The organism is Sagittula salina (assembly GCF_017813235.1).
In the GTDB taxonomy this organism is placed as follows: Bacteria; Pseudomonadota; Alphaproteobacteria; order Rhodobacterales; family Rhodobacteraceae; genus Sagittula; species Sagittula salina.
Genome location: NZ_JAGISH010000008.1, coordinates 112852 through 134230 on the forward strand (window position 1 = coordinate 112852; position 21379 = coordinate 134230).

Below are 21379 nucleotides of genomic sequence, written 5' to 3' on the forward strand. Positions count from 1 at the left end.
AGTCGCTCGGTTTGGCGTGGATGCGCGGCCTCGGCAGGAGGTGACCGGGTGGGCCTGGGCCTACTCCGCCGCCAAACCCGACGTGGCGCGGGCGGGGGCAAAGCGTTCTGCCGCCTCTCCGGTGACCCAGACAAGGCGGCCGCCAACAAGCGTTGCCTCCACGCTTCGGCGCCCGGCGTGGACAATGACAAGATCGGCGCGGCGATCATAGTCGATGATGCCCCGGTCCGTGAGCCGCGCCAGCGCAGCAGGTCTGGCAGAGACCGCCTCCCACGCTTTCGGCAGGTCCATGATGCCCTCGCTGGCGAGGCGAAAGGCCGCCTGAACCAGCGCCCCGGGTTCCTCACCCGAGACCAGCGCATCGCCCAGCCCGGCGCGCAGCAGATCCGGCGTTTGCCCCGGTTTGCTTCCGGTCACTTCCGATGCCGACAGCAGGATCGGATCCCCCACCGCGCGCGCCAGTGCCGCCGCGGCCCGGCGTTGGGGGAGGGCACAGACCTTCGCGCCGATCTGGGTGTAGTACTCGCGTGTCTCGCCGTCGGAATCGCCGCGGCTGCCGTAAACCACGCCGAGCGCGTCAAAGGCCTCCGACAGGCGGCACAGGTGCCGAGGCACGTCGCGGCGCCGTGCCTCCGCCCGCTCCAGCGCGGCGAGGTGGGCATCGATGCTTCGACCGGAGCCGTGCGCATGGTGGCTGAGCGCGGCAAGCCCTGCTTCGGCCATTTGCCGCGCGGATTCGAGCTCGTTGCGGAAGAGGACGCTGCCGACGGCATGGCGGCGGACCGTGGCCAGCAGGTAGTCCTGACTGTCCACCGTGTTCACCTCGCAAAGGATCTGGGCCTGCAGGTCGGTCATTGCGATCGTGCGGTAGGCCTCCAGTGCGCGCAGGAAGGCGTCGCAATGTTCTGGCGCATGGATGCCGCCCTCCCAGCTCCAGTCATGCGCCAGCCAGCCGGTGGTGATGCCGTTTCGTGCTGCGATCCCGTCGCAGATACGCAGGGCCTCGGCCAGCCGTGGCCGGGCGGCGGGCGGACCGGCCAGTTGCCGTGTCAGGGCGCAGCCATGCAGATCGACGATGCCGGGCAGGATGTAGAAACCCGTCAGGTCGACCTCGGGAAGGGGGCCTTTTGAAATGCGGCCGTCCTCCACGGCCACGGAGCGCCGCTGAAGCGCTCCATCGCGGAGGATCGTCGCGCCGGTCAGGCGCAGGCGGGCAGGGTAATGGGGCATGGCGGGGGCTGGCTGCTGCGGTTTCTTTTCTCTCTCGTCCCGCAGTCATAAGGGGCTTATGTATCGGCGCGGTGACACGTTTGCCGGGAAAACGGGAGCCGCTGAGCATTTTCGCGGCTTGGTGGTCTGGCGGGCTTCTAGTCCCCGGCCTTGGCGGGAGGCCGGAACCATTCCTGCCCCGGAGAGCTTGAACCGTCGGGGTCGGCGAGGCCAGAGGTCGAAACAGAGGGGGCACGATGCTGAAATCCTTCCACGTCAAGGGCGAGCGGCTGCAGTTGCAGACGGAGGGCGCCGGTCTGGAGCAGGCGCAGTGGATCGACCTGTTCGACCCCGGCGAAGAAGAGGTCGCGGGGGTCCAGGCATTGGGCTTCGACGTGCCTAAGCTGGCGGATATGGAGGAAATCGAGATTTCCAACCGGCTCTACAAGGCCGGCGAGGTCGAAGTGCTGACGGTTGCCCTGCCGGGGATCGCAGCGGATGGGGGGCGCAAGTTCGCCCCGGTCGCCTTCCTGCTGTCGCCCCGGCAGATGGTGACGGTCCGCTACCACGCGCCGCGGTCGTTCGATACCTTCCCGAGTCACGCGCATTCTTCATCGGCGGGCTGCGACAGTCATCTGCACCTGTTCCTCGGCTTGATCGAAGAGATCGTCGCCCGCATCGCGGATCTGCTCGAAGGCGAGGGGCGGGCGCTGGATGCGGCCTCGCGGCGGTTGTTCAACGACGACGGGGAGAACGAGGACCTTCTGGAGGAGATGTTGCGGACCGTGGGGCAGCGGGGGGAGGCGCTGGCGAACCACCGGCACGCGCTTCTGACACTGGAACGGGCGCTCACGACCTTTGCCCTGAATCTGTCGGCCAAGGCGCCGGGGGCGTTGAAGGCGGTCCTGAAGGCCCGCACGCGGGATATTCAGAGCCTTGTCGTGCATGCCGATTTCCTGACCGGACGGGTGGCGCATGTGACGGATGTGATCCTCGGCATGATCAATCTGGAGCAATCGGACGCCAATCGGATCCTGTCGGTGGTGGCGGTCCTGTTTCTGCCGCCGACGCTGGTGGCCTCGATCTACGGCATGAATTTCCAGGTCCTTCCGGGGGTGAACCAGCCGCATGGCTGGCTGATCGCGACCGGGCTGATGGCGGGGTCCGCGATCGGGACCTATGTCTATTTCAAATGGAAAGACTGGCTCTGAGCGGGTGGGGCCCCGGAGGCGGCGTCCCTGCATGGGACATTTGCGGATCTGTTTCGTTTCAGGGGCTTACGGCGGTGGGATTCAGGGTTTGTTAGGGTTCCCAAGCCTCGTCGGACTGAGAGAACCTGTTTCGCATCCGACGGCCGACTGGCTTACCCATGGCCCTCAGGGACCTTCAGGCGCTCGGCGCATCGTCGCTCCGCGTCAAAACGCCGAAGTCCGGTTCGTATCCCTGCGCATGATGGTGAGAGTGGGGCGTGTCCCCTTCAGATGCCGCCGCCGTCCTCCCGCGCGTCTTTTTCCGAACCCACTGGACGCCTCGTGAGAAGTGTGGCTTTTGGCTGCTTCAGACATCTTCCATGCATTGCGCCAAGATCCATGCATTGCGCCAAGAATGCGGGCGAGCCCCGTCGGGCGCATGGTGCCGGGCGCATGGTCGAATTTCAAACCGGGACGCTCCCCGCTGCCCGCACAGCTTGACCGCCGCAGCGGTACGCGCTATATGCGCGCCCGTCGACAAGGCAAAAACTGCCGCGACGTGCAGCGAGCAGGGCCGGAAAAACCGGCCCTATTTGTGTTGTGCGTGTTCGTGGAACGAGCCCCGGCACCCTAGCAATCAGACCGGCGGAGACAACCGTTCGGCCAGCATAACCCGTTGTAAAGGAAATTAAAGCCACATGGCAAACACCACATCCATGGAAGAATTCGAAGCGCTCCTGAACGAGAGCCTCGAGATGGACACCCCGGACGAAGGTTCCGTGGTCAAAGGCAAGGTCATCGCGATCGAAGCGGGCCAGGCCATCATCGACGTCGGCTACAAGATGGAAGGCCGCGTCGAGCTGAAGGAATTCGCTGAACCCGGCGAGCAGCCGAACGTTCAGGTCGGTGACGAAGTGGAGGTCTTCCTCCGCGCCGCCGAAAACGCCCGTGGCGAAGCCGTCATCTCGCGCGAGATGGCCCGCCGCGAAGAGGCGTGGGATCGTCTCGAGAAGGCATACGCCGACGACCAGCGCGTCGAAGGCGCGATCTTTGGCCGCGTCAAGGGCGGCTTCACCGTCGACCTCGGCGGCGCCGTGGCCTTCCTGCCCGGTTCGCAGGTCGATGTGCGCCCCGTGCGCGACGCAGGCCCGCTCATGGGTCTCAAGCAGCCGTTCCAGATCCTCAAGATGGACCGTCGCCGCGGCAACATCGTTGTCTCGCGTCGCGCGATCCTCGAAGAGTCCCGCGCCGAGCAGCGCGCCGAAGTCATCGGCAAGCTGCAGGAAGGCGATGCGGTTGACGGCGTGGTCAAGAACATCACCGAGTACGGCGCATTCGTCGACCTCGGCGGCGTTGACGGCCTGCTGCACGTGACCGACATGGCATGGCGCCGTGTGAACCACCCGTCGGAAATCCTGTCGATCGGTGAGACTGTCAAAGTGCAGGTCATCAAGATCAACAAGGAAACCCACCGTATTTCCCTCGGCATGAAGCAGTTGCAGGAAGATCCGTGGGATCTGGTGGGCGTCAAGTACCCGCTGGGTTCGGTCCACAAGGGTCGCGTCACCAACATCACCGATTACGGCGCATTCGTTGAGCTGGAAGCCGGTGTCGAGGGTCTGGTCCACGTCTCCGAGATGTCCTGGACCAAGAAGAACGTGCACCCCGGCAAGATCGTGTCGACCTCGCAGGAAGTCGACGTCATGGTGCTGGAGATCGACGGTGCCAAGCGCCGCGTGAGCCTGGGCCTGAAGCAGACGCAGCGCAACCCGTGGGAAGTCTTCTCCGAGACGCACCCCGAGGGCACGCAGGTCGAAGGCGAAGTCAAGAACATTACCGAATTCGGTCTGTTCATCGGTCTCGAAGGCGAGATCGACGGCATGGTGCACCTGTCCGACCTGTCGTGGGACGAGCGTGGCGAAGACGCCATCCAGAGCTACCGCAAGGGCGACGTCGTGCAGGCGGTTGTCTCCGAGGTCGACGTCGAGAAGGAGCGCATCTCGCTCTCCATCAAGGCGCTGGGCGGTGACAAGTTCGCCGATGCAGTCGGCGGCGTGAAGCGCGGCGCGATCATCACCGTCGAAGTGACGGCGATCGAGGACGGCGGCATCGAGGTGGAATACGAGGGCATGAAGTCCTTCATCCGCCGTTCCGACCTGTCGCGTGACCGTGCAGAGCAGCGCCCGGAGCGTTTCTCGGTCGGTAACAAGATCGACGTGCGCGTGACCAACATCGACTCCAAGACGCGTCGTCTGGGCCTGTCGATCAAGGCACGCGAGATCGCCGAAGAGAAGGAAGCCGTGGAACAGTACGGTTCCTCCGACTCGGGCGCATCGCTGGGCGATATCCTTGGCGCCGCGCTGAAGGGCGACAACTAAGATACCTGCGCATCGCTGCGCAGACAGGAAGGCCCCCGCTCTTGCGGGGGCCTTTTTCGTTTCACCGCAGCCACCAGTGGGGCGGCGTCCAGCGCAGGGTCGGATGGCGCGGCGGCAGACCGAGGTCGGCGCGGGTGCGGGCGTCCATGTCCTGATCGCCGGCGCGGGATTTCGGGGGGCGGAACATGCGGAACATCGGTCGGGTCCTATCAGTGGTTGAATACCCGTGAAGGATGGCGGGCAGGGTGGCACCGGGCGACCCGGATCCTGCGCCTGCACACTCCGGATCATGCGGCTTCGGACGGGGAGGGCGGTGCGAAAAGGCTCGCCTCCCCGGACGAGGTTTTCTATCAAGGGGAGAGACGCGGTGAAGGAGGCAGTCATGCGGAAGGATCTGGTTCCGGGGGTGTGCCTTCTTGTGTGCCTTCTTGTGTGCCTTATGGGGGTGGCGCTGCCCTGGGGTGGCGCGGTGGCGCAGGACATCGTGCTGCCCGCGGACGATCCGGGCATCCGGCAGGCGGCCCCGCAGCAGGGCACCGATCTGGTGATGAAGCCCTACACGGTGAAGGATCAGAACCAGTTGCGCGGCCGTTACGGCGCGGCCTGGTCCGAAGCCGAAGTCAGGAGCCGCGCGGCGCAGACCTGCGCGGAGCACGGGATGCGGCTGGTCTACTTCAAGTCGGAGACGCGCGACGGCAAGGGGCGCACGGAATTCGCCGCCGTCTGCCGGTAGCCGCGCGCGAATCGTCGCGGGGACGGATGCGCGCCGCTGCGGCGCGGCGCAAGGGTGGGCGCGGGAATCGTTGCCCGATCCACACAGATTCTCCCCGAATCATCGGCAAACATATGCAAAAACAAGGTTTTCCAGTTTTTTCCCCTGTTCCCGTCGGCCGATTGCGTGCGTATAGTTTCCGGATAACGCGCCGGACCCACACAGGCGCGGCAGGGGGAAGCGAAGTATGATCAGATCGGAACTGATCCAGAAGATTGCGGACGAGAACCCGCACCTGTATCAGCGTGACGTGGAGCGGATCGTGAACACGATCTTCGAGGAAATCACCAATGCCATGGCCCGGGGCGACCGGGTCGAGCTGCGGGGCTTCGGAGCGTTCTCGGTCAAGAAGCGGGATGCGCGCGTCGGGCGGAACCCCCGGACAGGGGATTCGGTTGAGGTCGAAGAGAAACACGTCCCCTTCTTCAAGACCGGGAAGCTCTTGCGGGACCGCCTGAACGGGAAGTAACCCCATGCGCTACATTCGCTATGCTGTCTACGCGGTGGTCGCCATCGTGCTCATCGTCATCTCTCTCGCGAACCGCGGGGCCGTCACGCTGAGCACGCTGCCCGAGGGGCTGGCGGCGGTGCCGGGGATGGGCTGGCTTGCGGTGTCCGTGCAGCTGCCGCTGTTCCTCGTGGTGCTGGGGTCCATGCTGCTCGGCTTTGTGATCGGCGAACTTTTCGAGTGGCTGCGGGAACACAAGTACCGCGCGGAGGCCGCCCGCAAGCAGGGCGAAGTGAAGAAGCTGGAGCGAGAGCTTAAGAAGACGCAGGGTGAGCGCGACAAGGACAAGGACGAAGTACTGGCGATCCTCGACCAGTCGCGCGCCTGACGATTGCCAACGCGGCGGTTTTTCCGAGAAAAATCGCGACGGGGGGCGAGATAACATGAATGACATTCGAGTAAAGATCTGCGGCCTCAGCCGCGCCGAGGACGTGGCCGCCTGCGCGGAGGCCGGGGCGGCCTATGGCGGCTTTGTCTTTTTTCCGAAAAGCCCGCGCGCAGTGACGCCCGAGCAGGCGCGCGCGCTGGCGCTGGAGGCGCCCGTCGGGCTGGCAAAGGTCGCGCTGGTGGTGAATGCCGACGACGCGCTGCTGGATGCGGTCACCGCGACGGTGCCGCTGGACATGCTGCAACTGCACGGGTCGGAAACGCCGGAGCGCGTAACCGAAGTGCGGGCGCGCTATGGCCTGCCCGTGATGAAGGCGGTAGGCGTCGCCACCGAGGACGATCTGCCGAAGCTGGGGCTGTACGCACAGGTGGCCGATCAGTTGCTGATCGACGCAAAACCTGCGCCAGGGGCGGAACTGCCCGGCGGCAACGGGCTGTCGTTCGACTGGCGGCTGATCGCCGGGCGGCGCTGGCCGCGCCCCTGGATGCTGGCGGGCGGGCTGACTCCGGAAAACGTCGGTGAGGCGATCCGCATGACCGGAGCGGCGCAGGTGGACGTATCGTCCGGCGTCGAAAGCGCGCCGGGCGTGAAGGACGCCGGCCGGATTGCCGATTTCATCGCCGCCGCCAAGGCCGATCCTGTCCCCCGTTTGTGAGGCGTGCCCGGCAGGCTGACCGGACTGTACCGTGACGCGAGGGGCGGTCGGTCCGGCTGGCCGCCGCCTTGCCCATCGGGGGTCTCGGAGAAATTCGGGGCGGCATTCCGAGCGGGATTCGGACCGCCCCGCCGATACCAGCGCAGGGCGGGCGAAAATCATTCCGGACACACGCGGAGTACGCCGCCCAGGATGGCGGCGCGCACTCTGACTCACATGTGATCGAAGAAATCCGGCCCCGCCAGCGACAGAAGCTGTTCGGCCAGTTGCCGGCCCAGCGCGGGGCCGTCGCCGACCGCGCCGCTGATTTCCCCGGCGTGGGCCGTGCTGCCGTCGGTCTTCAGGATTTCGCCGCGCAGGCGCAGGCGGTCGCCGTCCAGCTCCGCAAGCCCGGCAATGGGCGTCTCGCACGATCCGTCGAGCCGAGCGAGGAAGGCGCGCTCCGCGTCGATCCTGAGGCCGGTATCGCGGTCGTGCAGCGGCACCAGCAATGATTCTGTCATCGTATCGCCAATGCGGCGCTCGATCCCGATGGCGCCCTGCGCGATCGCGGGCAGCATGTCCTCCACCGCGACCGCGTGCTGCGGCACGCCGGGGATCTTCATCCGGTTCAGCCCCGCGCAGGCGAGGAAGGTGGCATAGGCCACCCCGTCCGAGAGTTTCTTGAGCCGGGTCTGGAGGTTGCCGCGAAACTCCACCACTTGCAGGTCGGGGCGGCGGTGCAGCAATTGCGCCCGGCGGCGCAACGACGAGGTCCCCACCACGGCGCCCTGCGGCAGGTCGTGGATGGTCTCGGCATGGGGGCAGATGAAGGCGTCACGCGGGTCTTCGCGCGGCAGATAGCAGTCAAGCACCAGCCCCTCGGGCTGCACCGTCGGCATGTCCTTCATCGAATGCACGGCGATGTGGATGTCGCCGCGCAGCAGCGCTTCCTCGATCTCCTTGGTGAACAGCCCCTTGTTGCCCACGACTTTCAGCGGGACGTCGGCGTCGATCAGCGTGCGATCGTCGCCGGAGGTCTTGATGATGACGATCTCGAAGGCGTCCTCGGGCAGGTCGAAGGCCGCGCGCAGGCGTTCGCGCGTCTCGAAAGCCTGGGCGAGGGCAAGCGGCGAGCCTCGGGTGCCGATTTTCAGCGGGGCGGAAGCGGAAGGCATGGTCATGCGCGCAGCTTTATGCGTCAGGCTGTCGGCTGGCAACCGGCAGCGTATTGCCCTAAGTGCGGCGAAAGGACATTTTCCGGGAGGCCTGACCATGACCAAGACCCTGTTGCGCGCGCTGGCGGGCGAAACGCTGGATGTGCCGCCGATCTGGATGATGCGGCAGGCCGGGCGTTACCTGCCGGAATACCGCGCCACGCGGGCGGAGGCGGGCGACTTCCTGTCGCTGTGCTACAACCCCGAACTCGCGGCGGAGGTAACGCTGCAGCCGATCCGGCGCTACGGCTTTGACGCGGCGATCCTGTTCGCCGACATCCTGCTGCTGCCGCAGGCGCTGGGGGCGGACCTGTGGTTCGTCACGGGCGAGGGGCCGCGACTGTCGACGGTGACGACGGAGGCGGATTTCGCAAGGCTCGGGTCGGGGGCAATGATTCATGACACGCTGCACCCGATCTACGAAACCGTGCGCATCCTGCGCCGGGAACTGCCGGAGGACGTGCCGCTGATCGGTTTCGCCGGGGCGCCGTGGACGGTGGCCACATACATGATCGCGGGCCAGGGGACAAAGAATCAGGGCCCGGCGCACGCGCTGAAGGCGGAAAACCGGGCGCTGTTCGAGGCGTTGATCGAGCGGCTGACGGAGACGACCATCGACTACCTTTCAAAGCAGGTCGAGGCCGGGGCCGAGGTGGTGAAGATCTTCGACAGCTGGGCGGGGTCGCTGAAGGGCGAGGATTTCGACCGCTTCGCGCTGGAGCCCTGCCGCCGCATCACGCAGGAGCTGAAGTCCCGCTTCCCCGGTCTTCCGGTGATCGGTTTCCCGCGGCAGGCGGGGGAGAAATACGTGGGCTTTCACGCGGCGACGGGCGTCGACTGCGTGGCGGTGGACGATTCGGTCAGCCCGGAGTGGGTGGCGGAGAACGTCCAGCCCCATGGCTGCGTGCAGGGCAACCTGAAGAACACGCACCTTGTAACCGGGGGACAGGCCCTGGTGGACGAAACCCGCCGCGTGGTCGAGGCTCTGGGCAAGGGGCCGCATATCTTCAACCTCGGTCACGGGATCACCCCGGACGCGGACCCGGAGAACGTGCAGATCATGATCGACACGGTGCGCGGGCGATAAGGCCCGAAGGGGGGCGCTGCCCCCCGCGCTGGCGCGCTCCCCCCGGAGGTATTTGGAGAAGCAGAGAAGCAGAGCGAGTATTTCCTGCTTCTTTGCTTCGAAAATACTCCGGAGGGGCCCGGGGAGGCAGAGCCTTCCCGGCGGGTCGGCGACGCAGTCGCCGAAATCCCTCAGCGGCGGCCCCAGCGGGTGCGGCGTCCCGGCGCGGGGGCGGCGCGGATCTGTTCGCGCAGGAAGACAAAGAGACCCGCACCGATGATCAGGGCGCAGCCGGCCCATGTGGCGGGTGTCGGCCATTCCCCGAAGGTCAGCCAGCCCCAGAGGATCGCCAACGGCAGGCCCACGTATTCGAATGGTGCGATGGTAGCGGCATCCGCGAGCCGGTATGCCGCCGAGAGGCAGTACCCCACCAGGCCAGAACACAGTCCGAGGCCGATGAACACTGGCCAATCTTCGGGTGCGGGCCAGTGCCACGCGCGCAGCAGGAAGATCAGGCTTTCGTCTGTGAGGCCTTCGGCAAAGCGCCCGTCGCCCGCGACCAGGTAGAAGGTCATGGAAACCACCAGAAAGGTGCCTTGCGTGTAGACCGCCAGGGCGGAGGCGCGCGTGGTCAGTCCCAGTCTGCGGGTCAGCACCTGCATCAGCGCGTAGAACAGCGCCGCCACCACCGGGAGGAGCAGGACGCCGCGGTTACCCGAGGGCTCTGCCTCCCACGGCTGTTGCATGACGATGACGCCGAGGAGGCCCACGAGCACGGCCGAGAGTCTGAGCGCCCCGACCTTTTCGCCCAGGAGCGGAATGGAGAGCAGCGTGATGAAGAGCGGCGCCACGAAGAAAAGCGCCGTGGCCTGGCCCAGTGGCAGCACCGCCACCGCCGCGTAGAAGGTCATGTTGGCCAGCACGACCAGCAGCCCGCGCAGCGCGTGCAGAAGCGGCGTCCGAGTCCGCAGGATGCGCGGGCCGCCCTCCATCATGACGAAACCGAAGGTGAAGATCAGCCCGATGGCGGAGCGTGCAAAGACCATCTCGTGCAGGGGATAGCCGCCGGATAGCCACTTGATCAGCAGGTCGTTCACGGAGATGGCGATGACGCCGACGCAGATGAAGAGAATGCCGAGGGCGGGTTTGTCTAATCGGTCGGTCATGGGACTCCGGTCTGAAAGGGCGGGACTGAGGTGCGGGTCTGGGGGCGGGAATGGCTACCGGTTTGGGGTTTCGGGTCTTTGGGCGCGCGCGATGCTCCTGCCGGAAACCGTCATGCATGGGCTCTATGCGTTTCTGCAGGATTGCCTCGCGCGGTGCGGGGGTTAGATGTGTGGGCGCAAACAGGAGGGCCCCGGTATGGCTATGGTGGAAATCGACGGCGTGCGAAAGCGCTACGAAGGCGGATTCGAGGCCTTGCGCGGTGTCGACCTCGCAATCGAGGAGGGCGAGATCCTTGCGCTGCTCGGTCCGAACGGGGCGGGCAAGACGACGCTGATCTCTGCGATCTGCGGCATCACGCTGCCCACGGAGGGGACAATCCGTGTCGGGGGCAACGACGTTGTGGCCGATTATCGCGCGGCGCGCGACCTCGTGGGGCTGGTGCCGCAGGAGGTGAACCTCGAACCCTTCGAAAAGGTCATCAACACGGTCCGGTTTTCGCGCGGGTTGTTCGGCAAACCGAAGAACGAGGCGCTGATCGAGGACGTTCTGCGCAAGCTGTCGCTGTGGGACAAGCGCGACAATGCCATCCGCGAGCTGTCGGGCGGAATGAAACGGCGTGTGCTGATCGCCAAGGCGCTGGCGCATGAGCCGCGCGTGCTGTTCCTCGATGAACCGACGGCGGGCGTCGACGTGGAACTGCGCCGCGACATGTGGGAGGTGGTCGCCGACCTCAAGCGGCAGGGTGTCACCATCATCCTGACCACCCATTACATCGAGGAGGCGGAGGCGATCGCCGACCGTGTCGGTGTCATCAACAAGGGGCAGATCCTGTTGGTGGAGGAAAAGGCCGCGCTTATGCGGCGCATGGGCGAAAAGGAGTTGCGCATCGAGCTGGGCACGCCGCTGGATGCGGTGCCCGAAGCGCTGGAAGGTTTCGGGCTGGAGGTTTCGGGCGGCGATCTGGTCTACCGCTACGACAGCCATGCGGAACGCACCGGGATCGGTCGGCTGATGGCCGCCGTTGCCGGGGCGGGGCTGGTGGTGCGCGACGTGGCCACCGTGCAGAAATCGCTCGAGGATATTTTCGTTGGCCTCGTGGCCAGACAGGAGGACGCGGCATGAACATGCGAGCAGTGGGTGCCATCTACAGGTTCGAAATGGCGCGGTTCTTCCGCACCCTGTTCCAGAGCTTCATCTCTCCGGTGATCTCGACCTCGCTTTATTTCGTTGTTTTCGGCGCGGCGATCGGGTCGCGCATCGATCAGGTGGAGGGCGTCAGCTATGGCGCGTTCATCGTGCCGGGGCTGATCATGCTGTCGGTGATGACGCAGGCGCTGTCGAACGCGTCCTTCGGCATCTACTTCCCGAAGTTCGTGGGCACGATCTATGAATTGCTTTCTGCCCCGGTGAACTTCCTCGAAATCGTCATGGGCTATGTCGGCGCGGCGGCGACAAAGGCGTTCTTTATCGGGATGGTGATCCTTGGCACCTCGGCGCTGTTCGTGGATCTGCAGATCCTGCACCCGGTGGCGGTCCTGGCCTTCATGGTGCTGACCTGCCTGTCGTTCTCGCTGTTCGGGTTCATCATCGGCATCTGGGCGAAGAATTTCGAGCAGTTGCAGCTTATCCCGATGCTGGTGGTGACGCCGTTGGTGTTCCTTGGCGGGGCCTTCTATTCGATCTCCATGCTGCCGGGCGCGTGGCAGACGGTGGCGCTGTTCAATCCGGTGGTCTACCTGATCTCGGGGATGCGCTGGGCCTTCTTCGGCATTGCGGACGTGTCGGTGGTGATCTCGCTGGCGGCGATCTTAGGGTTCTTCCTGCTGTGCCTTGGCGTGATCTGGTGGATCTTCCGCACCGGCTGGCGCATCCGGTCCTGAGGCTCGACAGCGGCTGACGGCTCTGGGATGCTGGTCCCGGAGGGAGGGCCGCGATGCTGCCGAAAATCCTGTTCGGACTGGATGTGCTGCTGGGCTCGCGCTTTGCCGCCGTCACGGCGACGGGCGAGGGGCTGGTGATCCGGTCCACGAACCTCGGGGTGGTGGTGCTGTTCGGGCTGGCCGGTCTGGCGCTGGCGGGGATTCTGGTGGCGGAGATGATCCGCCACGGGCTGACGGCCCGGCGCGGCCACATGGCGCGGACATCGCTGGGCGTGGTCGTGACCTGCGTGGCGGTGATGTCCGGGTTGACCTTTGGCGCGACAGAGGCCCGCGTCAGCCCGGAACGGATCGTGGTGGAGGTGCGCACGGTGCTGGGGGTATCCGCCGAGGAGATGGCCGTTTCGGAAGTCACGCAGCTGGGCGTGGCGAGCGCGCGCATCAAGGCGGCGACACGGAATGGCTCCCCCGTGGGACCGGACAGAACGGGTTACGGCCTGCGGGTCGTGGGCCGCGACGGGCGGCGGCTGCGGTTGACGCCCGTCGCGGCGGGGCGGCTGGACGATGTTTCGTCCGCGGTGCGGACGGTGCAGGGTTACCTGGAAACCGCGACGGGGCGACCGGTGCGCACCAACCTGCACCGCTACGCCGGGGACGGCGAGTGAAACCTTTGGGCTCTCGCGGGCGTTGAGCCGGGATTGCCCGACATACACGCGCCTCCACGGCGCGGGAAAGGTTTCCCGATGACGGCCTACCTGCATTCCACCGCCGTTGCGGTGCCGCCATATGTGCTGGAGCAGGGGGAGGTCGTGGCCCATGCGCGCGAAATCCTCGCGCCGCGCTACCCCGAGTTCGACCGCATTGCCAGGGCATTCCACACGGCGGGGATCGACCGGCGCCATTCGGTGGTGCCGATCGAGTGGTTCCGGGGCACGCACGGCTGGGCCGAGCGCAACGCCCGCTACATGGAGGGCGCGACGGAGCTTTTCGTGCAGGCGGCGGGGCGCGCGCTGGAGGCGGCGGGCTGGACGGCGGAAGAGGTCGATTGCATCGTCACAGTGTCGTCCACCGGCATCGCCACACCCACGCTGGAGGCGCAGGCGCTGGTTCGGATGGGATTTCGTGAGGACGTTCTGCGTGTGCCGGTCTTTGGGCTGGGCTGCGCGGGCGGCGTTTCGGGCGCCATCGTGGCGCAACGCATGGCGCTGGCCGCACCTGGCGACAGGGTGCTGATGGTGGCGGTAGAGACATGCTCGCTCGCGTTTCGGGCCGACCGTATGCAGAAGGCCGACATCATCGCGGCGGTGCTCTTTGCCGACGGGGCGGCGGCGCTGTGCCTGTCGACCGACCGGCCCGAGGGTCAGGCGGTGGCGCTGGGCCGACCCCACCAGCACACGTGGCGCGAAACGCTGCCGATCATGGGCTGGGATGTGGACGATACCGGGCTGGGCGTGGTCTTTGACCGCTCGATCCCGGATTTCGTACGATCCGAGTACCTGCCCGCCGCAGAGGCGGCACTGGCCCGCGCCGGGATGCGCCGCGGGAAGGTGGACCGCTTTGTCTGCCATCCCGGCGGGGCAAAGGTGGTGTCCGCACTGGAACGCGTGCTGCGGCTGGAGCAGGGCAGCCTGACGGATGAGCGCGACGTGTTGCGCGATTACGGCAACATGTCCTCGCCCACGGTGATCTTTGTCCTCGACCGGGTGCTGAGGGGCGGGCAGAGCGGGCGCATGATGGCCTGCGCGCTGGGGCCGGGCTTCACCGCGGCCTTCCTGCCGCTGGATGTGCCCGAAAGGATCGCGGCATGACCGGCGCGATCCTGTTCCTGATGGTCGTGATCGCGCAGCGGCTGGGCGAGCTGTGGCTGGCGCGGCGCAATACGGCGCGGCTTCTGGAGCGGGGCGCGGTGGAACATGGCGCCGGGCACTACCCGGTGATGGTGGCGCTGCATTCGGCTTGGGTGGTGGCGCTGGTGTGGTTCGGCTGGGACCGTCCGCTGGTGCTGGGCTGGCTTGTCCTCTGGCTGGTGCTGCAGGGGCTGCGGGCGTGGATCCTGCTGAGCCTCGGGGCGCGCTGGACGACGCGGGTGATCGTGCTGGACGAACCGCTGGTGGTGCGCGGACCCTACCGGCTGATCCCGCATCCCAACTACGCGCTGGTGGTGGCGGAGATCTTCGTCACTCCGATGGTGCTGGGGCTCTGGCCCGTGGCGCTGGTGTTCTCGATCCTGAACGCGGCCATGCTGTGGTGGCGCATCCGCGTGGAGAACGCGGCGCTGGCAGACCTGCGAGAGTGACACATAAGGGGTGACAAACGCATCCGACTACCGGAATGTCATGTGACGCCGAGAGTTTCGGCGCAAGGATGGCGCAGCTTGTGGTGGTCGAATGTCGCTTCTCAGGATCTATCGTACGCGCAGATCTCTGGATCAGGCGAGCAACCGGCACATGCTTGCGCAGTTCCGCAACCGGCTGGGATGCGATCTGCTGGAGGCGGCGCGTGACCTTGGGTCGCCCGCCGGGGGCGTGGGCGATCGGCAAGGGGATCAGCCGGTGCTGGCGGAGGCGCGGCGATTGCTGGAGCTGCCGGAGGATCAGTTCACCTGGCGCGACGGCTACAAGGCGGAATACCTTTTGGCGGGCCTCCTGCCGCCGGAGCAGATGAGCGATCTGGCCGAACGGAAGATCGGGCTGTTGAAGGACATCCGCCCCGATGTCTTTGATCGCTACACCGCGCGGCTGGCCGAATTGCGCGATGCGCAGCCGCCGCACGCGGTGCCGCAGGCCAGGACCGACGCGCTCCGCAGCCTGATGCGGCGGGTTCTGGACGACGTGCACTGGATCCTTGCGCAGCGCCACGAGAACCGCGTCTACCTCGAACGCTACACGCGCTGGATCAGCATCGGTGCGGGGCTGCTGATCGCGGTGTTCATCGCGCTGCTGACGGGCCTCGGGACCTTTGACACGACGCTGGGACCCTATACCGGGCTTGCCATGGCGGTGGGTGCGGGGATCGTCGGGTCGAGTTTCAGCGTGCTGTCGGGGGCGATGCCGGACCCGGACCGCCTGTCAATCGAAGAGATGAAGCGCCTGACGCTGGGCTGGGTGGTCGTGCTGCGTCTGACAGTGGGCGGCCTTGGGGCGACGATCCTGTATTTCTTCTTTGAATCGGGTTGGCTGGGCGGTGATCTCGTGCCGCAGTTGCACGAGATCGGCTTTAGCGTTCTGAAACCCGTGCCGGAGTTCTGCAGCGACCTGATCGTGCGCTTGCAGGCCCTGAGCCCGGCACCTGACGCCACCGTGGTTGACCAGGTGCGCGCGGCGGTGGCGGATGTGCTGGGAGAGGAGGACGCCTGCCGCCTCGGGGCGGAGGGCGTGACGATCCGCGCCAACCGGGTGCCTAACGCCGACCTGAGCAAGCTGCTGGTCTGGAGTTTTGCCGCCGGGTTTTCAGAGAAACTGGTGACCGCGCTGCTGGTGCGGGTGCAGGACAGCAAATCCGCGAAGGGCGATACCCCGGCGCATTGATTGGCACGTTGATCGGCGCGTTGATCGGGGAGCCGCAGGACGCGGAGGGGGATCAGACGGCGGCGGGCTGGCCCCGTCCGCCAAGAATCATGTCCGTGGTCATGCCGCCAACCCACATGCAGAACAGTGCCAGCCACGCCGTCCCGGCAAGGATCGACCCGCCGGAGACGCCCGCCCCGATGGCGCAGCCGCCCGCCAGCATGCCGCCAAAACCCATCAGCGCCGCCCCCACCATGGCGTTGCGCAGGGGGGTGGGGCCTTCGAACCCCTGGATTTTCAAATCGCCCGCAATGAGGGCCGAGAGGAACGATCCCAGCACGACGCCGGGCACGAGGCCGATGTCGAACTCCAGCCCGGCGGTGCGGTCGAGGAAGAACATCAGCATGTTGGCGGAGGGGCCGGTGAAGGTCAGGCTTTCGATCTGCACCGGGTCGAAGGCGGATTGCGCCAGCGTGAAGGTCAGCGCGTAGCCCACGGCGGCGGCAAAGCCCACGCCGGACGCAAAGATCAGCCGCGACGCGCCGATCCGGTGGCGGCGCGACAGTTCCAGCGCTACCAGCGCGATGACGAGGCCGATCACCAGTCCCGCCTCGCGCGGGAGGTGCAGGGCCGAGAGCAGGTTCATGTTGCGCCCGTCCGAGGTGATCCAGAGCGCGGCGATACGGTCGCGCAACGGCGCAAGCCAGCCCTTCAGCGACATCTGCGCCACCACCGCAAAGATCAGCCCCGACACGACGGAACGCAGGTTTCCCGTCGCCGCCAGCACCAGGAGGCGCCCCGAGCAGCCGCGCGCCAGCACCATGCCCGCGCCGAACATCAGCCCGCCGACGATGGCCCCGGACCAACTGCCCGGCACCGCCATCATGCGGGCCTGCGCGGTGTCGATCAGACCCAGAAGCTGCGCGCCCTGCACCCAGACCACGGCGGTCGAAAAGGTCAGCAGCCAGACCGCGACCTTGTCCTGCATCATGCCCCGGGCGAATTCGACCACAGCCGCGCGCAGGCAGAAGCGGCTGCGGTGGGCGGCGACGCCAAAGATCACGCCGGTGACGAGGCCGAACAGCGCGGCGGTCGGGCTTTCGCCGATCCGGTCGATCAGGGGGACGATATCCATGGGTCTGCACTCCTCGCGTGGGTCGCGGGAGGTCATGGCACGCTGCGTCGCAGCGCGACTTGATACAGATCAGGATATGCGAATGTTATGCGGCGACGTCGCGTCGCGCCACGAAAAGGACCTGCCCGCGTGGCAGCACCCGGTCATCGCGGGTGACCTGCCAACCGGCGGTCCGGGCGATATGGGTCACGTCCTCGGGCAGCAGGTGGTAGGGCGGGCGCAGGTCGTGGGTGACGACGCCATCGGGCTGGCGGAAGGGCCGCGCGGCCCGTTCTGCGTCCGGAGCAAGGAAGACGGTGAAGAACACGCTCTCCAGCGCCGGGAGTCGCTGCAGGTTGGTCAGCGCGCGGCGCAGCCAGGCCATGGGCAGGTGCGGGAAGACAGCAAAGGCGATGGCGTGGGTGATCGTATCGGGCACGCCGGGAAAGTCGAAGGCAGCGTCTTCGACGAGATGCGACAGTGGCAAGCGGTCGGGGTCGGCGAGTTCGGCGGCGTGCCCCGCCAGCAGCAGCGCGCGCGAGGCGTCGGTGGCGTGGTAATGCCCCGGCTCAAGGTAGGGCACCGCCCGGCAGCCCAGCCGCAAAGCACCTGCGCCGACATCCAGCAGGTGGTGATCGGGGTGCAGCCCATGGTCGGTGAGCAACTGCATTTGCAGGCGCCCGGTTTCCTCCCAACGGCCACCGACGATGGCGCGGTGCCGCCCCTCGGCGATGGCCTTGGCGTGAAAACCGGCGGCGTCATAGGGGTTCGTTGTCATGGCGCGGCTCTGCGCTCGAAGCGGCGCGGCGTCAAGCGGCGTCGTCGACCGTGATTTCCCCGCGACATTGGCGTGTCGCGAAAGGCGCAGACCAGCGGGGCAGGTGCAGGCAGCCTCTTGCCAGTGTGGGCGCAAGGCGGAGGCGGTGCCATGACGGATGTGACGGATGTGACGGATGTGATGGAGGTGATGGACGTGACCAGCGGGATGGACATGACGGAGATGCTGACCATGGGCATGGCGGCCATGCAGACCTTGCCGGTGGTGGCCAATGCCGACCACGCGCCGCTCGAGGGCGGCGAGGACCCGGCCTTTGGAACGGTTCGCTGGCGGACGATCTTTGACGCGGACCGTACGGCGACTTCGGCCATGGTGCTGGGTGTGGCGGAATTCGGCCCCGAAGGCACGCTGGCGCCGCACCGTCATGCCCCCGCCGAGATCTACTTTGGCCTGTCGGGGAACGGCGTCGTGACCATCGACGGGGTGGCGCACGGGATCGCGCCGGGCGTGGCACTGTACCTGCCACCTGACGTGGAACACGGCACGGTGGCGGGGCCGGAGGGGCTGCGCTTTCTCTACGTCTTCCCGCGCGACCGCTTTGCCGAGGTGGAGTATCGGTTTACCGCTGAGGGTGACGTGGTCGAGGTGCAATAATCCATGCCCTCAGCATGATTTCGCTCGCCAAGGCGGCTGACCGGGCGTAATCGGGAATCATGAGACCCGTACCGCTTCATGACGCCCGTTCGCTGCCGATCCATCGCCGACCGATCACGCTGCTGTTCCTCATGGCCATCGCCATGCCGCTGAGCTTTGCCACATGGTCAGCGCTGCTGAACAATTTCGTCATCGAAGTGGCGCAGTTCGACGGCTCTGACATCGGCTGGCTGCACTCGGTGCGCGAGATCCCAGGCTTCCTCGCCATCGGGGTGATCCTCGTTCTGCTGGTGATGCGCGAGCAGGTGCTGGCACTGGTGTCGCTGGCGCTGCTGGGTGTGGCGACGGCGGTGACGGCGTGGTTTCCCACCATGGGCGGGCTGCTCATGGTGACACTGCTGTCCTCTATCGGGTTTCACTACTACGAGACGGTGAATCAGTCGCTACAGCTGCAATGGTTGCGCAAGGACCGCGCGCCGCAGGTGCTGGGCTGGCTGATCGCGGCCGGATCGGCGGCCACGCTGATGGCCTACGGTGTGATCGTGCTGACCTGGGAAGCGTTCGATCTGTCCTACAACACGGTTTTCATTGTCTCGGGCGGGCTGACGCTGGTGATCGTCGCCTACTGCGCGCTGATGTTTCCGCAATTCGAAAGCCCGAACCCGCAGAAGAAGAGCTTTGTCCTGCGGCGGCGCTACTGGCTGTATTATGCGCTGCAATTCATGTCGGGCGCGCGGCGGCAGATCTTTGTGGTCTTCGCGGGCTTCATGATGGTGGAACGCTTTGGTTTCGCCGTGCACGAGGTGACGGCGCTTTACCTTGTGAACCTCGTGGCGAACATGCTGATCGGCCCGGTCTTCGGGCGCGCTGTCTTCCACTTTGGCGAACGCAACACGCTGGTCTTCGAATACGTCGGGCTGACGCTGGTCTTCACGCTTTATGGCGGGATCTACTGGTTCGGCTGGGGCGTGGTGCTGGCGGCCACGCTATACGTGATCGACCACCTGTTCTTTGCCATGGCGCTGGCGCTGAAGACCTACTTTCAGAAAATCGCGGACCCCGGCGACATCGCGCCCACTGCCGCTGTCGCCTTCACCATCAACCACATCGCGGCGGTCTTCCTTCCGGCGGCGCTGGGCTACCTGTGGCTGAAGGCTCCGGGGGCGGTCTTTGGCCTTGCGTCCTGCATGGCGATGATCTCGCTGGGGCTGGCGCTTCTGATTCCGCGTCACCCCGAGCCGGGCAACGAAACGCGGCTGTCCGGGCTGGTGCCCGCACCGGCGGAGTAGTCCCGGCGCCTTGTCCGGGGTGCCATTTGCGGGGCGGGCGCGTTTCAGTGCCGGCAGAGAGGCTGGATGTCGAAGCTGGTGATCTGCTCGCCCAGTATCTCGAACTTCAGCGTCGACATGCAGCCGGAGGCGGTGGTCGCCGTGCCCTCCAGCTCTGTCGGTTTGCCGCTGGCGACCGAAGCGCTGGTGAAGGTCACCTTCTGATAGGGTTCCGCCCCGGCGAACATCTCGGTGAACTTGTCCGCCGTCAGTTGGTCGCGCAGGGCTGGGTGCATCAGCATGTGCGCGCCCGGTGTGTCGCCAGAGCTGGAAAGCAGCACGAACTGCTTGGCCACGTCGCGCGAGCCCGAGGAGAAGACCGTGACGGCGACGACAATGAGGACAATGACGGCGACAAAGCCGCCGAGGATCTTGAAAACGGTTTTCATGGCTATTCCCCTGGAGAGGAGGTTGAACGAGGATCGTGCACAAAGACGTTGGGGCAATGGGGAAAGGATGCCAGAGGGGTCATCTGGCGGCAAGCGGGGGATTCCGGACCGCCGCGCCCCTCTCTGGTGCAGGGCGCAAAGCTGGTGTAAGGGCAGCCAACCCCCGAACGGAGATTACCCATGCCCACCTGGACCGCCTTTACCAAGCTTGACGACAAGGACCGCGCCGAGGGTCTGGGCGAGGCCATGGAGGAGATGGAGCCGGAACCCACCGGCGTAGGCGTCTTCGAGATGGAGGACGGATCGGGTCTGTGGGAGGTCGGCGCCTACTTCCTGGAGGAGCCGGATGCGGTGGAACTGGCGCTGCTTGCGGCGGGCTTTGGGACGCAGCGGTTCGTTGTCTCGGAGGTGCCGGACACCGATTGGGTCGACAAGGTACGGCGCGAGCTGACGCCGGTGGTGGCGGGGCGGTTCTTTGTCTACGGCAGCCATGATGCGGACAAGATCCCCGAAGGATCGGAACCGTTGCTGATCGAGGCGGCCATGGCATTTGGCACCGGGCACCACGGCACGACGCAGGGCTGTCTGGAAGCGCTGGACCGGCTTGCGAACGAAGGTTTCGTCGGGAAGAATGTGGCCGACGTGGGCTGCGGCACCGCCGTGCTGGCCATGGCGGCAGCGCGCATCTGGCCGAATACGGTGATCGCTTCGGACATCGACGATGTGGCGGTGGAAGTGGCGGAGGCCAACGTCGCCGCCAACGATCTGGGCGACAAGGTGATATGCGCCGTTGCAGCGGGCTTTGAGTCCGACGCGCTGCGGACGCGCGCGCCCTATGACCTGGTGTTTGCAAACATCCTCAAGCAACCGCTGATCGACCTTGCACCGTCGATGAAACAGCACGTGGCCGAGGGCGGCTACATGATCCTGTCGGGCATCCTGACGCGGCAGGCGGACGACGTCGTGGCGGCCTATGCGGAGCAGGGGATTTCCGAGGTGCGCCGGGGCGTCATCAACGATTGGGTGACGCTCGTCCTGCAGAAATGAGGCTGCGGGGGCCAGTAACGGGGTCCAGTATCGCGGGCGCGAAGTCTGGCGGCGAATTAAGAAAGGTTAACGACACATTTGCGTAAAACTTTGGGCAGATGCCGCAATGTCGCCGCAATCGAAGTTTAAAAATCTCCGCATCCGGTGGGGGCCGGTA

General features: G+C 66.1%; 23 protein-coding genes. 16 read left to right on the top strand and 7 right to left on the bottom strand.

Features of this window, described 5'->3' with window-relative positions:
* Positions 1–60: 60 nt before the first annotated feature.
* Complete coding sequence (locus J5474_RS14950; RefSeq protein WP_209361721.1) at positions 61–1230, bottom strand: amidohydrolase family protein; 1170 nt, start codon at positions 1228–1230, stop codon at positions 61–63.
* A 236-nt stretch (positions 1231–1466) separates the two neighbouring features.
* Between J5474_RS14950 and J5474_RS14955 the strand changes: the two genes are divergently transcribed.
* A complete protein-coding gene (locus J5474_RS14955; protein WP_209361722.1) occupies positions 1467–2420 on the top strand; it encodes a CorA family divalent cation transporter in 954 nt (317 codons plus the stop codon).
* A gap of 677 nt (positions 2421–3097) precedes the next feature.
* A complete protein-coding gene (rpsA, locus tag J5474_RS14960; RefSeq protein WP_209361723.1) occupies positions 3098–4777 on the top strand; it encodes a 30S ribosomal protein S1 in 1680 nt (559 codons plus the stop codon).
* A gap of 61 nt (positions 4778–4838) precedes the next feature.
* On the opposite strand, the gene J5474_RS22995 is transcribed toward rpsA, so the two are convergent.
* Entirely contained in the window at positions 4839–4973 is a 135-nt protein-coding gene (locus tag J5474_RS22995) for a hypothetical protein (protein WP_280842519.1), read from the bottom strand.
* A 186-nt stretch (positions 4974–5159) separates the two neighbouring features.
* Here J5474_RS22995 and J5474_RS14965 point away from each other — a divergent pair, with 186 nt between their 5' ends.
* The 4 genes from J5474_RS14965 to J5474_RS14980 all read left to right on the top strand — a co-directional run bounded on the left by J5474_RS14965 (position 5160) and on the right by J5474_RS14980 (position 7100).
* A complete protein-coding gene (locus tag J5474_RS14965; protein WP_209361724.1) occupies positions 5160–5510 on the top strand; it encodes a hypothetical protein in 351 nt (116 codons plus the stop codon).
* Positions 5511–5736: 226 nt separating this feature from the next.
* Positions 5737–6018 carry an integration host factor subunit beta gene (gene ihfB / locus J5474_RS14970; RefSeq protein ID WP_209361725.1) on the top strand — a complete coding sequence of 94 codons (282 nt, stop codon included), beginning with the start codon at positions 5737–5739 and terminating at the stop codon, positions 6016–6018.
* 4 nt (positions 6019–6022) lie between these two features.
* Positions 6023–6385, top strand: a complete 363-nt coding sequence (locus J5474_RS14975) for a LapA family protein (protein ID WP_209361726.1) — start codon at positions 6023–6025, stop codon at positions 6383–6385.
* A 55-nt stretch (positions 6386–6440) separates the two neighbouring features.
* Entirely contained in the window at positions 6441–7100 is a 660-nt protein-coding gene (locus tag J5474_RS14980) for a phosphoribosylanthranilate isomerase (RefSeq protein WP_209361727.1), read from the top strand.
* Positions 7101–7312: 212 nt separating this feature from the next.
* On the opposite strand, the gene hemC is transcribed toward J5474_RS14980, so the two are convergent.
* A complete protein-coding gene (hemC, locus tag J5474_RS14985; RefSeq protein WP_209361728.1) occupies positions 7313–8263 on the bottom strand; it encodes a hydroxymethylbilane synthase in 951 nt (316 codons plus the stop codon).
* A gap of 91 nt (positions 8264–8354) precedes the next feature.
* Here hemC and hemE point away from each other — a divergent pair, with 91 nt between their 5' ends.
* Entirely contained in the window at positions 8355–9383 is a 1029-nt protein-coding gene (gene hemE, locus J5474_RS14990) for a uroporphyrinogen decarboxylase (RefSeq protein WP_209361729.1), read from the top strand.
* A gap of 170 nt (positions 9384–9553) precedes the next feature.
* Here hemE and J5474_RS14995 read toward each other — a convergent pair whose 3' ends face one another.
* Entirely contained in the window at positions 9554–10528 is a 975-nt protein-coding gene (locus J5474_RS14995) for a DMT family transporter (RefSeq protein ID WP_209361730.1), read from the bottom strand.
* Positions 10529–10724: 196 nt separating this feature from the next.
* Here J5474_RS14995 and J5474_RS15000 point away from each other — a divergent pair, with 196 nt between their 5' ends.
* The 6 genes from J5474_RS15000 to J5474_RS15025 all read left to right on the top strand — a co-directional run bounded on the left by J5474_RS15000 (position 10725) and on the right by J5474_RS15025 (position 15933).
* Complete coding sequence (locus J5474_RS15000; protein WP_209361731.1) at positions 10725–11651, top strand: ABC transporter ATP-binding protein; 927 nt, start codon at positions 10725–10727, stop codon at positions 11649–11651.
* Positions 11648–12409 (top strand): ABC transporter permease, encoded by a 762-nt coding sequence (locus J5474_RS15005; RefSeq protein ID WP_209361732.1) that lies wholly within the window; start codon positions 11648–11650, stop codon positions 12407–12409. The genes J5474_RS15000 and J5474_RS15005 overlap by 4 nt, the downstream gene beginning before the upstream one ends.
* A gap of 53 nt (positions 12410–12462) precedes the next feature.
* A complete protein-coding gene (locus tag J5474_RS15010) occupies positions 12463–13071 on the top strand; it encodes a hypothetical protein (RefSeq protein WP_209361733.1) in 609 nt (202 codons plus the stop codon).
* 78 nt (positions 13072–13149) lie between these two features.
* Positions 13150–14214 carry a type III polyketide synthase gene (locus J5474_RS15015; protein WP_209361734.1) on the top strand — a complete coding sequence of 355 codons (1065 nt, stop codon included), beginning with the start codon at positions 13150–13152 and terminating at the stop codon, positions 14212–14214.
* Positions 14211–14702: an isoprenylcysteine carboxyl methyltransferase family protein gene (locus J5474_RS15020; RefSeq protein ID WP_209361735.1), complete on the top strand. Its 492-nt coding sequence runs from the start codon at positions 14211–14213 to the stop codon at positions 14700–14702. Before J5474_RS15015 ends, J5474_RS15020 begins: the two co-directional genes overlap by 4 nt.
* Positions 14703–14793: 91 nt before the next feature.
* Complete coding sequence (locus J5474_RS15025) at positions 14794–15933, top strand: hypothetical protein (protein WP_209361736.1); 1140 nt, start codon at positions 14794–14796, stop codon at positions 15931–15933.
* A gap of 52 nt (positions 15934–15985) precedes the next feature.
* Here the strand turns inward: J5474_RS15025 and J5474_RS15030 are convergent, their stop codons facing one another.
* On the bottom strand, positions 15986–17047 hold the full coding sequence (locus tag J5474_RS15030) for a YeeE/YedE family protein (protein ID WP_209361737.1): 1062 nt from the start codon (positions 17045–17047) through the stop codon (positions 15986–15988).
* Positions 17048–17132: 85 nt separating this feature from the next.
* A complete protein-coding gene (locus J5474_RS15035) occupies positions 17133–17804 on the bottom strand; it encodes a class I SAM-dependent methyltransferase (protein ID WP_209361738.1) in 672 nt (223 codons plus the stop codon).
* A gap of 150 nt (positions 17805–17954) precedes the next feature.
* On the opposite strand from J5474_RS15035, the gene J5474_RS15040 reads away from it, so the two are divergent.
* Both J5474_RS15040 and J5474_RS15045 read left to right on the top strand, forming a co-directional pair.
* On the top strand, positions 17955–18458 hold the full coding sequence (locus J5474_RS15040) for a cupin domain-containing protein (RefSeq protein ID WP_245216491.1): 504 nt from the start codon (positions 17955–17957) through the stop codon (positions 18456–18458).
* 56 nt (positions 18459–18514) lie between these two features.
* Positions 18515–19747 carry an MFS transporter gene (locus tag J5474_RS15045; protein WP_209361853.1) on the top strand — a complete coding sequence of 411 codons (1233 nt, stop codon included), beginning with the start codon at positions 18515–18517 and terminating at the stop codon, positions 19745–19747.
* Positions 19748–19791: 44 nt separating this feature from the next.
* On the opposite strand, the gene J5474_RS15050 is transcribed toward J5474_RS15045, so the two are convergent.
* A complete protein-coding gene (locus J5474_RS15050; RefSeq protein WP_209361739.1) occupies positions 19792–20175 on the bottom strand; it encodes a hypothetical protein in 384 nt (127 codons plus the stop codon).
* Positions 20176–20355: 180 nt separating this feature from the next.
* On the opposite strand from J5474_RS15050, the gene J5474_RS15055 reads away from it, so the two are divergent.
* Positions 20356–21222: a 50S ribosomal protein L11 methyltransferase gene (locus J5474_RS15055; protein WP_209361740.1), complete on the top strand. Its 867-nt coding sequence runs from the start codon at positions 20356–20358 to the stop codon at positions 21220–21222.
* The last annotated feature ends 157 nt before the right edge of the window (positions 21223–21379 follow it).